15 protein-coding genes and 1 rRNA gene are annotated in these 15469 nt (G+C 74.1%); 4 read left to right on the forward strand and 12 right to left on the reverse strand.

Annotated features, from left to right (window positions below; genetic code table 11):
• Nucleotides 1-121: 121 nt before the first annotated feature.
• On the forward strand, nucleotides 122-1765 hold the full coding sequence (locus ACFY30_RS25290; RefSeq protein ID WP_390847412.1) for a PucR family transcriptional regulator: 1644 nt from the start codon (nucleotides 122-124) through the stop codon (nucleotides 1763-1765).
• A 16-nt stretch (nucleotides 1766-1781) separates the two neighbouring features.
• Here the strand turns inward: ACFY30_RS25290 and ACFY30_RS25295 are convergent, their stop codons facing one another.
• The 5 genes from ACFY30_RS25295 to ACFY30_RS25315 form a co-directional block, all read right to left on the reverse strand.
• Complete coding sequence (locus ACFY30_RS25295) at nucleotides 1782-2909, reverse strand: glycosyltransferase family 4 protein (RefSeq protein ID WP_390847413.1); 1128 nt, start codon at nucleotides 2907-2909, stop codon at nucleotides 1782-1784.
• A 750-nt stretch (nucleotides 2910-3659) separates the two neighbouring features.
• On the reverse strand, nucleotides 3660-5378 hold the full coding sequence (gene recN, locus ACFY30_RS25300) for a DNA repair protein RecN (RefSeq protein ID WP_390847434.1): 1719 nt from the start codon (nucleotides 5376-5378) through the stop codon (nucleotides 3660-3662).
• Nucleotides 5379-5458: 80 nt separating this feature from the next.
• Nucleotides 5459-6364, reverse strand: a complete 906-nt coding sequence (locus ACFY30_RS25305) for an NAD kinase (RefSeq protein ID WP_390660639.1) — start codon at nucleotides 6362-6364, stop codon at nucleotides 5459-5461.
• A complete protein-coding gene (locus tag ACFY30_RS25310) occupies nucleotides 6361-7176 on the reverse strand; it encodes a TlyA family RNA methyltransferase (protein ID WP_390847414.1) in 816 nt (271 codons plus the stop codon). Before ACFY30_RS25310 ends, ACFY30_RS25305 begins: the two co-directional genes overlap by 4 nt.
• Before the next feature lie 7 nt (nucleotides 7177-7183).
• Nucleotides 7184-7489: a hypothetical protein gene (locus ACFY30_RS25315; protein ID WP_390847415.1), complete on the reverse strand. Its 306-nt coding sequence runs from the start codon at nucleotides 7487-7489 to the stop codon at nucleotides 7184-7186.
• A 42-nt stretch (nucleotides 7490-7531) separates the two neighbouring features.
• Between ACFY30_RS25315 and ACFY30_RS25320 the strand changes: the two genes are divergently transcribed.
• The gene (locus ACFY30_RS25320; RefSeq protein WP_390847416.1) at nucleotides 7532-7879 is read left to right on the forward strand and encodes a sterol-binding protein; all 348 of its coding nucleotides are present in this window, start codon (nucleotides 7532-7534) and stop codon (nucleotides 7877-7879) included.
• Here the strand turns inward: ACFY30_RS25320 and ACFY30_RS25325 are convergent.
• The 4 genes from ACFY30_RS25325 to ACFY30_RS25340 are packed head-to-tail and all read right to left on the reverse strand — an operon-like array spanning nucleotide 7863 to nucleotide 11976.
• Nucleotides 7863-8747 (reverse strand): ABC transporter ATP-binding protein, encoded by an 885-nt coding sequence (locus ACFY30_RS25325; RefSeq protein ID WP_390847417.1) that lies wholly within the window; start codon nucleotides 8745-8747, stop codon nucleotides 7863-7865. The two genes, ACFY30_RS25320 and ACFY30_RS25325, sit on opposite strands and share 17 nt — an antisense overlap.
• Nucleotides 8744-9823: a FecCD family ABC transporter permease gene (locus tag ACFY30_RS25330; RefSeq protein WP_390847418.1), complete on the reverse strand. Its 1080-nt coding sequence runs from the start codon at nucleotides 9821-9823 to the stop codon at nucleotides 8744-8746. Before ACFY30_RS25330 ends, ACFY30_RS25325 begins: the two co-directional genes overlap by 4 nt.
• Before the next feature lie 8 nt (nucleotides 9824-9831).
• A complete protein-coding gene (locus ACFY30_RS25335) occupies nucleotides 9832-10875 on the reverse strand; it encodes a FecCD family ABC transporter permease (protein WP_390847419.1) in 1044 nt (347 codons plus the stop codon).
• Between the two features lie 51 nt (nucleotides 10876-10926).
• Nucleotides 10927-11976, reverse strand: coding sequence for an HAD hydrolase-like protein (locus tag ACFY30_RS25340; RefSeq protein ID WP_390847420.1), 1050 nt, complete (start codon nucleotides 11974-11976; stop codon nucleotides 10927-10929).
• A gap of 82 nt (nucleotides 11977-12058) precedes the next feature.
• On the opposite strand from ACFY30_RS25340, the gene ACFY30_RS25345 reads away from it, so the two are divergent.
• Nucleotides 12059-13342, forward strand: coding sequence for a DUF1015 family protein (locus ACFY30_RS25345; protein ID WP_390847421.1), 1284 nt, complete (start codon nucleotides 12059-12061; stop codon nucleotides 13340-13342).
• Between the two features lie 53 nt (nucleotides 13343-13395).
• On the opposite strand, the gene ACFY30_RS25350 is transcribed toward ACFY30_RS25345, so the two are convergent.
• Both ACFY30_RS25350 and ACFY30_RS25355 read right to left on the reverse strand, forming a co-directional pair.
• Nucleotides 13396-14124, reverse strand: coding sequence for a hypothetical protein (locus ACFY30_RS25350; protein ID WP_390847435.1), 729 nt, complete (start codon nucleotides 14122-14124; stop codon nucleotides 13396-13398).
• Nucleotides 14016-14645, reverse strand: coding sequence for a hypothetical protein (locus tag ACFY30_RS25355; RefSeq protein WP_390847436.1), 630 nt, complete (start codon nucleotides 14643-14645; stop codon nucleotides 14016-14018). The genes ACFY30_RS25350 and ACFY30_RS25355 overlap by 109 nt, the downstream gene beginning before the upstream one ends.
• On the opposite strand from ACFY30_RS25355, the gene ACFY30_RS25360 reads away from it, so the two are divergent.
• Nucleotides 14617-15288, forward strand: a complete 672-nt coding sequence (locus ACFY30_RS25360; RefSeq protein WP_390847437.1) for a hypothetical protein — start codon at nucleotides 14617-14619, stop codon at nucleotides 15286-15288. The genes ACFY30_RS25355 and ACFY30_RS25360 overlap by 29 nt on opposite strands.
• A 90-nt stretch (nucleotides 15289-15378) precedes the next feature.
• Here the strand turns inward: ACFY30_RS25360 and rrf are convergent.
• Nucleotides 15379-15469 (reverse strand): 5S ribosomal RNA (rrf, locus tag ACFY30_RS25365); the annotation flags it as partial.

Raw genomic sequence — 15469 nt, forward strand, 5'->3', positions numbered from 1 at the left:
CCGGCCCACCCGCCCCCACCTCCCGGTGGCCGAGCCGGTCGGCGGGCCGCCGCAGCCCGGGCGCGGCCCACGCGACCCGCGGAGATGTCGCCGGGACGTCTTCGCAGGTAGCGTCCGCTGCATGGACAGCCGCACGGACCATCGACCCGACAGCCGGAGTGCCGGCATCACCGTGCAGCGCGCACTGGAGCTGCCCGGACTGCGCAGCGGGCTGCCCGAGATCCTGGCGGGTGCCGACCGGCTGGGGCGGACCGTGCGCTGGGTGCACGCGGGCGAGGTCCCGCACATCGCCTCGCTGCTCAAGGGCGGCGAGTTGCTGCTGACCACGGGCTACGGCCTCGGCACCCGTCCGGCAGAACAGCGGGCGTTCGTGCGGACGCTGGCCGAGCGGGGCATCGCGGCCCTGGTGATCGAGCTCGGGCCTCGCTTCACACGGCTGCCCGCGACCCTCGTGGAGACGGCGAGGGCGAGCGGGCTGCCCCTGGTCCAGCTGCACCGCGAGGTGCCCTTCGTGGCGGTCACGGAGGAGATCCACACCGAGATCGTCAACGGCCACTACGCCCTGCTCCAGCGCGCCGAGGAGGTCCACCGCCGTTGCACGGAGGCCCTGCTGGGCGGCGGCGGGATCCCCCAGGTGCTGGGCATCCTCGCCGGGTTCAGCGGCAACCCCGTGTTCCTGGAGACGACGGACGGCCAGCTCCTGTACGCGGCCGGCGAGGGGCCGGAACGGGCGGATCCGCTCCAGGTGTGGGAGGGGCTGCGCGGCCCGCACAAGGACGCGCCGCCGCCCGCCGGTTCGGTGCTGGTGGATGTCCCTGGCGGTGGGCCGGGGACGGGTTCGGTCCGCGCGCGGCTCGTGCTCCTGCCCGTGCGCGCCCCGCTCGCCCCGGTGCACCGGATCGCCGCCGAGCGGGCGGCGGGGATCCTGGCGGTGGTGCTGATGCAGGCCCGTCAGGAGGAGGAGCTGGCGGCGCGCGGCCGGGGCGACTTCCTGACCGACCTCGCCGAGGGCCGCGTCGCGGCGGCGGACGCTCCGGCCCAGGCGCGGGTGCTCGGCTTCCGGCCCGGTACCGGCCCGCTGCTGCCGGTCGTCATGCGGCTGGGCGACGCCCTCGCCCCCGGCGGGGGCTGGGCGGTGCTGGCGCGGGCGGTCGGTGAGGAACTGGCGTCGGTGGGCGTGCCGGTGCTGCTGGGCGTACGGCCGGTGGAGGGCCGGGTGCCGCTGCTGCTGGGCCTGCGGTCGGAGTCGGAGCGGTCGGCGGTCGCGGACCGGGTCGCGGCGGGTCTGCGGGCCGGGGTGGAACGGGCCGGGATGCAGCGGCCGGGCGCCCCGCCGCCCATCGTGGTCGTCGGGGTCGCGGGCGGCTGGGCGGCGGCCTCGGCGGGGCTGCGGCACGCGGCGGAGACGGCGACCGCCGCCCAGGGCCTGTCGGACCGCCCCTGGTACGACGCCCGCCGCCTGGACATCGACCTGCTGCTGTGGCGCCTGCGCGACCATCCCGATCTGGCCGCCTTCGTGGACCGCGCGATCGGCCCGGTCCGCGACCACGACGACCGCTCCAAGCCGCCCCTGCTGCCCACGCTGGAGACCTATCTGGCGCATGCCGGCCGCAAGGCGGAGACGGCCCGCGAACTGCACCTCAACCGCCAGACGCTCTACAACCGCCTGGCCCGTATCGGCGAGTTGCTGGGCACCGACCTGGACGACCCGCAGACGGTCCTGGCGCTGAGTCTGGCGCTTCGGGCCCGCAGGCACGTGTCCTGAGGGACCCTCCGCCGGGTCAGACCATCGGCAGGGGCTGGGTCAGCTCGTCGTAGACGCTGAGGACCTGCTCGACGGTCTCGTCCTCGGTGGGCCAGGCGGCCGCCTGCCGGGTCCCCAGGTCGCGCAGCCGCTCGCACCGTCGCGGATCGTCGAGCAGGCGGACGACGGCGTCGGAGAAGGCCTTGGCGTCGTCGGGCGGTACGAGTTCCGCGGCGTCGCCGACGAGTTCGCGGACGCCACCGGTGTGGGCGGCGACCAGCGGCACGCGCGCGTGGAGGGCCTCCTGCGCCAGGACCGACCGGGCCTCCTCGCCGCCCGGCAGCAGCGCGAGGTCGGCGGCGGCGAGCAGGGCGCCGACGTCGTCCCGCCGGCCGAGCAGCCGCACCGGCAGCTCCTCGTCCTCGATACGGCGCTGGAGTGTCGGCCGCAGCGGCCCCTCCCCGGCGATGACGACCAGGGGCACGGGGTCCAGCCGGCACCACGCGTGCGTGGCGTCCAGCAGCAGGTCGTAGCCCCGGTGACGGTCGAGTGATCCGACGGCCATCAGCAACGGGCGGCCGGTCGCGCCGAGTTCGGCCCGCACCTTGGGATGCGACTGCTCGGCGTCCTCCTGCCCGTCGGTGCGCCGGAGGCCGGGCAGCGCCACACCGGCGAACCGCGCGTCCCTGGCCCCCGTCCGGCGCGCCCGGTCGACGAGGCCGGAGGTGGTGCCCAGCACCACGGTGGCGGCCTTCGCCACCCGCCGCTCCAGCAGCCGCAGCAGATGGGCGCGGGCGCCCTCGGCGCGCGCCCGGTTGTGCCAGGTGACGACGAGCGGGGTGCTGCGCCCGCTGAGCGCGAGGACGGCCCGGAAGGAGGCGTGCAGCCCGTGCGCGTGGACCAGGTCGGCGTCCGTGCAGGCCGCCCGCAGCGTGGCCACCGACCCCGGGTCGCTGCTGCGCGGCACGTGCACGTGTTCGGCGCCGGCGCCCGTGAAGTCGTAGAGGTGCTCGGCCTCGGAGGGGGCGCACACCGTCACCCGTACGCCCCGCGCGACGAGCCCCGCGGCCAGGGAGCGCACGTGCGCGCTGCTGCCGGCGTTGCCACCGCCCAGCACCTGCACGGTGCGCAGCGGCGACTGGCCGTGCGGTGAGTGGCTGCTCACGTGGCCGGGGCTCCTGGTTCGGCGTCGGACGGTCACGAAGGACGGACAGAGGGACCGGCGGAGGGGTGGACCGCTCGGTTCCTCCACGTACTACGCCCAAGGATGCCAGCACGTACGGGTGTTCCGTGCCGCCCGGCCCCCGGGCCCCCGGCGACACGGCCGCACAGTTCACCCACACGAGTGAAGAAACCCAGGGCCCCGTTCGATTCCCCCTCCCGAACCCCTCCCCGCACGTCACGTCTGCCCCATGCACCCGCCCCTCCGCGCCCGCCCAACGCGTCCGGCCCTGCACGCCGGTCCCGGGCGTCCGACCAACACGTCCGGCCCTGCACGCCGGTCCCGGGCGTCCGACCGGAGCGTCCACCCCACGTACCGGCCCCGCGCACCCGCCCAGCGGGTCAGCCCACGCGTCCACCCGGCGTGCCGACCCCGAGCGTTCACCCAGCGCACCCGCCCCACGCGTCCGCCGTGGGCATCCGCCCAGGGGTACGGCCGACGCATCCGCCCCACGCGACCGCCGAGGACGTCGGCCCTGGGCGTCCGGCCAGCTTGCCGGCCCCGCGCACCCGCCCAGCGGGTCAGCCCATGGCGTCCGCCCACGCGTCCGCCGTGGGCATCCGCCCAGGGGTACGGCCGACGCATCCGCCCCACGCGACCGCCGAGGACGTCGGCCCTGGGCGTCCACCCCACGTACCGGCCCCGCGCCTCCGCCCAGCGCGTCGGCTCCACGCGTCCCCCGGCGCGTCGCCCCTACGCGTCCGCGCGGGCCGTCGCCAGTAGTTCCTCCGCGTGTGCCCGGGCCGTTTCGGAGTCCTCCTGTCCGGCGAGCATCCGGGACAGTTCCCGGATGCGTTCCTCGCCCTCCAGGACCTTCACACCGGAGCGGGTCACCGACCCGTCGTTGGTCTTCTCGACCAGCAGCTGGCGGTCGGCGAAGGCGGCGACCTGCGGGAGGTGGGTGACCACCACGACCTGCGCGGACTTCGCGAGCTTCGCGAGCCGCCGCCCGATCTCCACGGCCGCCTTGCCGCCGACGCCCGCGTCGACCTCGTCGAAGAGGTACGTCGGCACGGGATCCGTCCCCGCGAACACGACCTCCACGGCCAGCATCACCCGGGACAGCTCACCGCCGGAGGCGCCCTTGGCGATGGGCCGCGGCGGCGCGCCCGGGTGCGGGGCGAGCAGCAGCTCGACCTCGTCGGCGCCGGACGGCCCGTAGGCGACCGTGCGCCCGCCGACCTCGACGCCCTCGGGGTCCTCGGTCTGCCGGATGGCGAACGACACGCGCGCGTGCGGCATCGCCAACGAGGCCAGCTCGGCGGTCACGGCGGCGGCGAACCGCTCGGCGGCCTCCGTGCGCGCGTCCGTCAGCGCCTGCGCCAGCCCGCCCAGTTCGGTCCGCAGCGCGTCCCGCTCGGCGGTCAGTTCGTCGATCCGCTCGTCGTCGCCGTCCAGTTCGGTCAGGCGCGCGGCGCTCCGCTCGGCCCACGCCAGCACCGCGTTCACGTCGGGGCCGTACTTGCGGGTCAGCGCGGTGAGCGCGGCCCGCCGCTCCTCGACCGCCGCCAGCCGCAGCGGATCGGCGTCGAGGTCGTCGGCGTACCCGGCGAGCTCGCCCGCCACATCGCCGAGCAGGATCCCGATCTCCCCGATCCGGTCGGTCAGCGCCGCCAGCGCCGGGTCGTGCGACCGGACGGCCTCCAGGGCCCGCTGAGCGCCCGCCACGAGCGTCGCCGCGTCGATGCCCTCGGGATCCTCGGGATTGCCCGCGAGAGCCGCGTGAGCGGCCGTGGCGGCCGAGGACAGCGCCTCCGCGTGCCCGAGCCGCTCCGCCTCCTCCGCCAGCTCCACGTCCTCCCCGGCGCGCGGCTCGACGCCGGCGACCTCCTCGAGGCCGAAGCGCAGCATGTCGGCCTCCTGGGCCCGCTCACGCGCGCGCGTGACGATCTCGTCCAGCTCGACGGCCACGGCCCGCAGCCGCCGGTAGGCCTCGGTGTACTTGGCGAGCGGCACGGCGACGGCGTCCCCGGCGTACCGGTCGAGCGCCTGCCGCTGCCGGGACAGCTTCAGCAGCCCCTGCTGGTCGGTCTGCCCGTGCACGGCCACCAGCTCGTCGGCCAGCTCGGCCAGCACGCCCACGGGCACACTGCGCCCGCCGACATGCGCCCGCGACCGCCCCTCGGCGGAAACGGTACGGCTGATGAGCAGCGCCCCGTCGTCGAGCTCGGCCCCCGCCTCCTCGGCCCGTACGACCACCGAGGCGTCCGAGGGCACGGCGATCCGCCCCTCCACGACCGCCCGCTCCGCGCCGATCCGCACGAGCGCGGCATCGGCGCGCCCGCCCAGCAGCAGCCCGAGGCTGGTGACCACCATGGTCTTGCCCGCGCCCGTCTCGCCCGTGACGGCGGTGAAGCCGGGCGACAGCTCGACGACAGCGTCGTCGATGACTCCGAGCGACCGTATCCGCATCTCCTCCAACACGGAGAAGACCTTACGAGGTCGGACGGAGAAAGTGCGAGGCACCCTGTCACCCGGCCGAGTGGACGTCCCTAGTGCCGAGCCCCCCGCCACCCGGAGACGGGCAGGGCGAACTTCGCGACGAGCCGGTCGGTGAACGAGGCGTGATGCAGCCGGGCCAGCCGCACCGGCACGGCCCCCCGCCGCACCTCCACCCGCGCCCCCGGCGGCAGCTCGAAGGTCCGCCGCCCGTCGCACCACAGCACACCCGGCGGAATGTGCGGCAGCAGCTCCACGGCGAGCACGGAGTTCGGAGAGGTCACCAGCGGCTTGGCGAACAGCGCGTGCGCGCTGATCGGCACCATCAGCAGTGCCTCGACCTCGGGCCACACCACGGGACCGCCGGCCGAGAACGCGTACGCGGTGGACCCGGTCGGCGTCGACAGGACGATCCCGTCACACCCGAACCCGGTCACCGGCCGCCCGTCGATCTCCAGCACGACCTCGAGCAGCTTCTCCGCGCCGGCCTTCTGCACCGCCGCCTCGTTCAGCGCCCAGTCCGTGTGCACGATGTCCCCGTTGCGGTGCACGACGACATCGACGGTCATCCGCTCCTCGACCTCGTACGCCTTCGACACCACCCGGTCCACGACCTTGTCGAGGTCGTCGCGCTCGGCCTCGGCGAGGAAGCCGACGCTCCCGAGGTTGACGCCGAGCATCGGCACCCCGGAGGCCCGCGCGAACTCCGCGCCGCGCAGCAGCGTCCCGTCACCGCCGAGCACGATGAGCAGCTCGCAGCCCTCCAGGCACTGCGGGGTGGCCTCGGAGACCAGCTCCACCTCGTCCGGCAGGGGCAGGTCGGCCGCCTCGTACTCCAGGACGCGCACCCCGATGCCCTCGCGCAGCAGCCCCTTCACCACCAGTTCCGCGCTGCGGATCGCGGCGGGCCGGCCCGTGTGGGCGAGCAGGAAAACAGTACGAGCTCGGTTCTGTGTCAACGCGGCCCCTCCGCAACAGCACGGTCAACGTCGGCCGGGTCCAGGGCAGGCGCCCCGGCCCGGAGCCACAGAAAGTACTCGACATTGCCCGAGGGCCCGGGCAGCGGACTGGCGGTGACACCCTTCACCCCGAGCCCCAGGTCCCACGCCTTCTCGGCGACGCCGCACACCGCCTCGGCCCGCAGCTGCGGGCTGCGTACGACGCCCCCGCTGCCGAGCCGTTCCTTCCCCACCTCGAACTGGGGCTTGACCATCATCACCAGATCCGCGTCCGGCTCGGTGCACCGCGCCAGGGCCGGCAGCACCAGCCCGAGCGGAATGAAGGACAAGTCCCCCACGACAAGATCCACAGGCTCCCCATCGATCGCTTCAAGCGTCAACTCGCGTACGTTCGTACGGTCCTTGACGGTGACGCGTTCATCGCTTCGAAGAGACCAGGCGAGTTGTCCGTACCCCACGTCCACGGCGACGACGTGCGTGGCCCCCGCCCGCAGCAGCACGTCCGTGAACCCCCCGGTGGACGCCCCGGCGTCCAGTGCCCGCCGCCCCTCCACGACGAGCCCCTGCGGCACGAACACCTTCAGCGCCCCGGCGAGCTTGTGCCCGCCCCGCGAGACGTAGTCGGGGTCGTCGTCGTCCACGGCGACGACGATCGCGGCCGCCGTCTCCACCTGTGTGGCCGGCTTGGTCGCGACGGTCTTGCCGACGGTGACCCGCCCCGCCGCGATCAGCTGCCCGGCATGCTCACGCGAGCGCGCGAGCTTCCGGCGGACCAGCTCCGCGTCCAGACGGCGGCGTGCGACTCCTGCCACGTTCGGTTCAGCTCCTAGTGCCATACGAGGGTGAAGACGCCCTCTGGTCATACGACGGTGAGGGCGCCGGAGGTCCCGGGCGGGCGTCGAGCGCGGTGAGCGCGTCGCGCAGCCCCCGGTGTACATCCTCGTACACCTCGATGTGTCCGTCCGTGGCGAGGTGGTCGGCGTCGGCGAGCCGGTCCAGCAGGGCGTCGACCTCGGCGTCGCCGGTGGGGACGCGGGGCACGGCCAGTGGGGCGGGCGCGGCGGGGTCGTACTCCGGCTCCTTTGGCGCGGTCTCCGGCTGCGGCTCCGGCACTGTGTCGCTCATGCCCAGACGCTATCGCGAACGGCTGGGGTACCGTCGGTCGCGATGGCCACGACTGAGGAGTGCCGTGCGGCACTCGAGAAGCTCTCGCAGAACATGCAGAGCGCCGAAGGGGACGTCCGCACGGCCGCGTCCCTGGACCGCTCGGTGAGCTGCTGGATCACGGACCTGGACGTCACGTTCGCCGGCCGGATGACGGGCGGCCGGATCGTGGTGCGGGACACCCTGCAGGGCCCTCCCCGGGAGAAGGCCCAGATCAGGCTGACCATGACCGGCGACGACCTGGTCGCACTGGTCGCGGGCGAGCTGCACTTCGCCAAGGCCTGGGGTTCGGGCCGGGTGAAGCTGGAGGCCGGTCTGCGGGACCTGTTCCATCTCAGGAAGCTTCTGTAGCCACCACCCGCCCGGACCGGGCCCGCGCCCTGCGCGCGGCCGGCACCACCAGCGGCGTCCCCGTCTCCGGGTCGTCGATGACCTGGCAGCGCAGCCCGAAGACCTCCTCGACCAGTGCGGCCGTGACGACGTCGTTCGGCGCGCCCTGCGCGATGACCTCGCCGCCCTTGAGCGCCACGAGATGGGTGGCGTACCGGGCCGCGTGGTTGAGGTCGTGCAGCACGGCGACGAGCGTGCGGCCCTGCTCCTCGTGCAGTTCGGCACACAGGTCGAGGACGTCGATCTGGTGCTGGATGTCGAGGAAGGTCGTCGGCTCGTCGAGCAGCAGCAGCGGGGTCTGCTGCGCGAGGGCCATGGCGATCCACACACGCTGCCGCTGGCCGCCGGACAGCTCGTCGACGTACCGGTCGGCGAGCTCGGCCACCCCGGTCTGCGCCATGGACTCCTGGACGACCCGCTCGTCCTCGGCCGACCACTGCCGCAGGATGCCCTGGTGCGGGTAACGGCCGCGGCCCACCAGGTCGCCGACGGTGATCCCGTCCGGCGCGACGGACGACTGCGGCAGCAGGCCCAGGGTGCGCGCGACCTTCTTCGCGGGCATCGACTGGATGACCTGCCCGTCGAGCAGCACCCGCCCCCGGGACGGCTTCAGCATCCGCGACAGCGCCCGCAGGAGCGTCGACTTGCCGCACGCGTTGGGGCCGACGATCACGGTGAAGGAGTGGTCGGGTATCTCGACCGAGAGCTGCTCCGCGATGACCCGCTGGTCGTAGGCGAGGGTGACGTTCTCGGCGGACAGGCGGTTCACGCTGCTCCTTCGGTTGTTCGGGTCGGCCGCACGGCCGTCGGTGCCGGCCGCGCCGCTCATATCCGGCCCGCCTTGCGTTCGGTGACGAGGAGCCACAACAGGTAGACCCCGCCGAGCACACCGGTGACCACGCCCACCGGAAGCTGTCCGTCGCCGAACAGCCGCTGCGACGCCCAGTCGGCCGTGACCAGCAGGGCGGCTCCCATGCACAGGGACGGCACGAGGTTCGGGCCGGGCGAGCGGGTCAGCCGCCGGGCGAGCTGCGGCGCGGTGAGCGCCACGAAGCTGACGGGGCCCGCGGCGGCCGTCGCGGCGGCGGTGAGCAGCACGGCCGACACCATCAGCACCAGCCGTACGCGCTCCACCCGCACGCCGAGCGCGTGGGAGACGTCGTCGCCCATCTCCATCATCCGCAGGCCGCGGGCGTTGGCGAGGACGAGCGGTACGAGTACGCAGACCAGCACGAGCAGCGGCCAGACCTGTTTCCAGTCCCGCCCGTCCAGGGTGCCGGTCATCCAGACGACGGCACGGGCCGCGTCGACGAAGTCGGCCTTGGTGATCAGATAGCCGTTGACCGCCGTCGCCATGGCCGACACGCCGATGCCGACCAGCACCAGCCGGTAGCCGTGCACGCCCCGCTTCCACGCCAGCAGATAGATCGCGGTCCCGGTCACCAGCCCGCCGACCAGCGCGCCGAGGGTCACCTGGGTGGTGCTCCCGGAGAACAGCACGATCATCACGAGCGCGCCGGCCGTCGCCCCCTGCCCGAGGCCGAGCACGTCCGGGCTGCCCAGCGGATTGCGCGACACGGCCTGGAACAGCGCACCGCCGAGCCCCAGCGAGGCGCCCACCAGCAGCCCGACGAGGACCCGCGGCAGCCGCAGTTCGTTGACGATGAGCTCCTGACCGGGGTTCCCCTCGCCGATCAGGGTCTTCACCACGTCGCCGGTCGAGATCGGGAAGTCGCCGGTGCCGATCAGCACGACACTCGCGGCGAACGCGGCGACGATCAGCAGCACGACGACGGTCAGGGCCCGTACGTCCAGCCGCAGCGACAGTCCGCCCGGGGTGCGCAGGGCCCGGGGCCCGGTCCGCGGCACGGGGGTCTCCCGCGTCGGCGCGCTCTTGGTCGTCACGTCGGTCCTCACAGCTGGGCCGTCCTCCGCCGTCGTACGAGAAAGATGAAGACCGGCCCGCCGATGATCGCGGTGATGATGCCTACCTGGACCTCGGACGGGCGGGCGACGACCCGGCCGATCACATCCGAGCCGAGCAGCAGCACGGGCGACAGGATCGCCGCGTACGGCATGATCCAGCGCAGGTCGGGGCCGGTGAACGAGCGCACGACGTGCGGCACCATCAGCCCGACGAACATGATCGGCCCGCAGGCGGCGGTCGCGGCCCCGCACAGCAGCGTCGCCGCGAGCATGGCCAGCGCCCGGGTGCGGTGCAGGTGGGCGCCGAGCGCCCTGGCCGTGTCGTCGCCCATCTCCATGGCGTTGAGGGGCCGGGCCAGGGCGAGCGCCAGGACCGTGCCGACGGCCAGGAAGGGCAGCACCTGCGCGATGGTCTCGTCCGTCGCCGTCGACAGCGAACCGACCGTCCAGAACCGCATCCGGGCGAGCGCCGCGTCATCCATGATCATCACGGCCTGGAGGTAGCCGTACAGCGCGGCGCTGATCGCGGTGCCGGCGAGCGCGAGCCGCACCGGCGTGGCCCCCCGGCTCCCGCCCAGGAACCACACCAGCGCGCCGACCGCCGCCGCCCCCAGGAAGGCGAACCACACATAGCCGGTCAGGCTCGTCACCCCGAGGAAGGTGATCGCGGTGACCACGGCCGCCGAGGCGCCCGCGTTGATGCCGAGCAGCCCGGGGTCGGCCAGCGGATTGCGCGTCAGGGCCTGGAGCACGGCTCCGGACAGCCCCAGCGCGGCACCGACGAGCAGCCCGAGCACGGTCCGCGACAGCCGCTCGTCGACGACGACGTCCGCGTACGTCCCCGAATCCGCGGCCAGGCCGTGCCAGACCTGGGCGACGGACAGCTCCTTCGCCCCGACGGCGATGCTCGCCACCGCCACCACCAGCAGCACCGCCACGGCGGCGAGCAGTCCAACGGAACGGATCGCCCGGCGGGTCGGGGGCGCGGGGGCGGTCTCCGCGCGCTGTTCGGGAACACTGTCGACCAACACGCAGTTAGGTTAGCCTACCCTCCCAAGCCGCCTCGATCCCTGGTGACGGACTCACAGCCCCAGCCGCACCAGCGCCTTCGCCGCGTCCAGCTCACAACTCCCCTCCCCCGCAGCCGTCCAGGCCGCCGCGCACAGCGCCCGCAGCCCGTCCAGCGCCTCGCCGTCCCCGTCCAGCTCCAGCCTTCGCTCGTGCGACGGGACCCCCGCGGCACCCGCCGTCGCCGTCCAGCCCCCGCACCGGAACCCGTCCCCGGCCACGCTCACCTCCGGCTGCCCGGTGAGCAGCCCGCGCAGGTCGGCGTCCACGAACGTCGGCCGGTGCTGCGGCGGCGCGGCCAGCAACTGCGCCCCGTCCGTGACCCCGGTGAGGACCAGCAGCGAGTCCACCTCCCCGTTGAACGCCCCCTCGATGTCGGTGTCCAGCCGGTCCCCGACGACCAACGGCCGCTCCGCGCCCGTCCGCAGGATCGTCTCCCGGTGCATCGGAGGCAGCGGCTTGCCCGCGACCTGCGGCTCGGCACCGGTCGCTATCCGCACGACCTCCACCGCCGCCCCGTTGCCCGGCGCGATCCCCCGCCCGCTCGGAATCGTCAGATCGGTGTTGGACGCGAACCACGGCACCCCGCGCGCCACGGCGTACGAAGCCTCCGCGAACCGCCCCCACGGCAGGTCCGGCCCGCCGTACCCCTGCACCACGGCCGCCGGATCGTCGTCGGCGGACTCCACCGGCGTGAGCCCCCGCTCCCGCAGCGCGACCCGCAGCCCCTCACCGCCGATCACCAGCACCCGCGCCCCCGCCGGCACCTGCTCGGCGATCAGCCGCGCGACCGCCTGGGCCGAGGTGATGACGTCCTCGGCCCCCGTGGGAATCCCCAACTCGGTGAGGTGCCCGGCCACGGCGTCCGGCGTCCGCAGCGCGTTGTTGGTGACGTACGCCAGACGCATCCCGCCCGCCCGGGCGGTGTCCAGCGACTCGACGGCGTGCACGATGGCGCTCCCACCCGCGTACACCACCCCGTCCAGATCGAGCAGCGCCGTGTCGTACGCCTCGCTCAGGGCCTGCCCACTGGCCTCGGGCCTCGTCCTGACGCTCCGGCTCATTCCGCATCGCTCCTCGCTCGATCCGCTTTCCCCCGATCATCGCGCATGCCACTGACACACGTGCGACCCGTACGATGCCGGGATGAACACAGCAGGTCACTCGGAAGCAACGGCGCCCCGAGGCCTGGAACTCACCCCGTTCCGAGGCCTGCGCTACGACCCCGACCGGGTCGGCAGCCTCGCCGCCGTCACGTCCCCGCCGTACGACGTCGTCGTCCGCCCCGACGGCCTGCACCACCTCCAGGACGCCGACCCGTACAACATCGTCCGCCTGATCCTCCCCCAGGCGACCACCCCCAGCGCACGCAACGAACAGGCCGCCGGCGCCCTGCGCCGCTGGCTGGCCGAGGGCGTCCTGACGGCCGACCCCGAGCCCGCCCTGTACGTGTACGAGCAGCGTCACGCCGACGGCATGCTCCAGCGCGGCCTCATCGGCACCCTGCGCGTCTCCGACCCGGCGGAGGGGGTCGTCCTGCCCCACGAGGACGTCATAGCGCCCGTGGTGGCGGAGCGCGCGGCCCTCATGCGGGCCACCTGCGCCAACCTCGAACCGCTCCTCCTCACCTACCGCGGCAACGGTACGGCGGCGGAGATCGTGGACCGCACCGCGCGACGGCCCCCGCTCCTCGCCACCACCACCGAGGACGGCTACCGCCACCGCCTGTGGGCGATCACCGACCGCGCCGAGCAGGCCCTCGTCCAGGCGGACCTCGCCCACCACCAGGCCCTGATCGCCGACGGCCACCACCGCTGGGCCACCTACCGCCGGCTCCGCGCCGAGCACCCCTCCCCCAGCCCCTGGGACCACGGCCTCGTCCTCCTCGTCGACACGGCCCGCTACCCCCTGCGCGTCCGAGCGATCCACCGCCTCCTGCACGGCCTGCCGGTGGCACGGGCCCTGACCGCGGTGGAGCACCTGTTCCGCGTCCGGCACCTTCCGGTCCCCCTCCCCGAGGCGCTGGACGCCCTGGCCGACGCGGCCTGCGCGGGCAACGCCTTCCTGCTCGCGGGCGACGGCGCCTTCCACCTCCTCGACCGCCCGGACCCGGCCTTCCTGGACCGCACGGTCCCCCGGGACCGCCCACAGGCCTGGCGCACCCTGGACGCGACGGTCCTGCACGCCACCCTCCTCGCCCATGTGTGGCACATCCCGGAGGACGACCCGGCCCGCATCGCGTACATCCACGACACGGCGGCCACGGTGCGGAAGGCGGAACGCAACGGCGCCACGGCGGTCCTGCTCCACCCGGTCCGCGAGGAGGTCGTCCGCGACCTCGCCCGCCAGGGCGTCACGATGCCCCGCAAGTCGACGTCCTTCGGCCCCAAGCCGGCCTCCGGCCTGGTCCTGCGCGCGCTGGACGTCTGAAACGCGGAAGGGGCGGGTTCCCCACGGAACCCGCCCCTTCTCACTCAGTGCGCTCAGTCCTTGTCGTCGTCCTCGTTCGGCGTCGTCTCCTCGGACTCACTCTCGTCGAGAGCGTCGACGAACTCCACGCCGTCCATCTCGGCGAGCCGGTCGGAGGCGTCGGTGCTGCCGTCGCGGTCCGCCTCGACGGCCTTCGCGAACCACTCCCGCGCCTCGCCCTGACGTCCGGCGGCCAGCAGCGCGTCGGCGTAGGCGTAGCGCAGCCGCGCGGTCCACGGCTGGACGGAGTTGGAGGCGAGCTCGGGGCTCTGCAGCGTCACGATGGCCGCGTCCAGCTGTCCCATGTCGCGCCGGGCGCCGGCCGCGACGAGCCGCATCTCCACCTGGCCGGCCTTGTCGAGCTTGTGCACCTCGGGGGCACCGGCCATGTCCAGCGCCTTCTCCGGCCGCCCGAGCCCCCGCTCGCAGTCGGCCATGACGGGCCACAGCTCCACCGAGCCGGTCATCCGCCGGGCAGCCCGGAACTCGGCGAGCGCCTCGCTGTACTTCTGGTTCGCGTACGCCGCGAACCCGGCCGCCTCGCGCACGGCGGCGACACGCGACGCGAGCCGCAGCGCCACCCTGCTGTACCCGTAGGCCCCTTCGGGGTCCTCGTCGATCAGCCGCGCGACCATCACCAGGTTCCTGGCGACGTCGTCGGCGAGCGTCTTGGGCAGGCTCTGCAGCTCCTGCCGTACGTCCTTGTCGATCTCCTCGCCGGTGACGTCCTCCGGGATCGGCAGCCGCTTGATCGGCTCACGGTCCCGGTCCCGCTCGTCACGGAACCGCCCGCCACCACGCCGGTCGTCCCTGCGGTCGTCGCGACGGTCGTCCCGCCCACGGAAACCGCCGGGCCGCCCGCCCCGGTCGTCACGCCGGAAGCCTCCACGCCCACCGCGGTCGCCGCCGCGCTCGTCCCGACGGTCATCGCGCCGGAAGCCTCCGCGGTCGCCTCGGTCGTCCCGCCGGTCGTCCCGCCGGTCATCGCGCCGGAAGCCTCCGCGGTCGCCTCGGTCGTCACGGCGGTCGTCCCGCCGGTCGTCACGGCGGTCATCGCGTCGGAAGCCACCGCGGTCATCGCCGCGCCGGTCGTCACGGCGGTCATCGCGACGGTCGTCCCTGCGGAGACCCCCGCGGTCGCCGCGATCGTCGCGCCGGTCGTCGCGGCGGAAGCCACCGCGGTCACCGCGGTCGTCCCTGCGGTCATCCCGCCGGAAACCGCGGTCGTCGCCGCGGTGGCCTCCGCGCTCGCCTCGGTCGTCACGGCGGTCGTCCCGACGGTCATCGCGACGGTCGTCCCTGCGGAAACCGCCCCGGCTGTCGTCACGGCGGAAGCCGCCACGGTCCCCGCGGTCGCCGCCACGGTCGTCACGGCGGAAGCCGCCGCGCTCTCCGCGGTCTTCGCCGCGCCGGTCGTCACGGCGGTCGTCACGGCGCCCGTCGCCACCGCGGTCCCGGTCCCCGAACCCGCCACGGTTGTCATCGCGCCGGAAGGCCGGCCGGTCACCGCGGTCGTCGCGGCGGAATCCACGGTCCCGGTCGTCCCGACGCGGCCCACGGTCGCGGTCGTCACGCTGGAACGCGGGACGCGAGCCCCGATCGCCTTCGCGACGGTCGTCGCGCCGGTCGTCGCGGCGGCCGTATCCACCACCACGGTTGTCGTCCCGGCGGTCGTCACGGCGGAAGCCACCGCGGTCACCGCGGTCACGGTCGTCACGACGGCCATGCCCACCCCGGCTGTCGTCGCGACGGCCTTGGCCTCCGCGGTCGTTGTCCCGGCGGAAGCCGCCACGATCACCACGGTCACGATCTCCGCGGTAGCCGCCACGTTCGCCGCGATCCCCACCGTCCCGTCGCCGCTCGTCGCGCTCCGGTCGGTCGTCGGGAGAGTTGGTGGACATCGGTGACTCCTGTCTTCGGTACCGCAATCATTCTAAAAACGAAAGGACCCCTGGTCCCAGCTGAACGCTGGTGACCAGGGGTCCTTCCCAAAGATTGTTCGGCGGTGTCCTACTCTCCCACAGGGTCCCCCCTGCAGTACCATCGGCGCTGTAAGGCTTAGCTTCCGGGTTCGGAATGTAACCGGGC

It is taken from the genome of Streptomyces sp. NPDC000345 (assembly GCF_042898825.1).
Classification (GTDB): Bacteria; Actinomycetota; Actinomycetes; order Streptomycetales; family Streptomycetaceae; genus Streptomyces.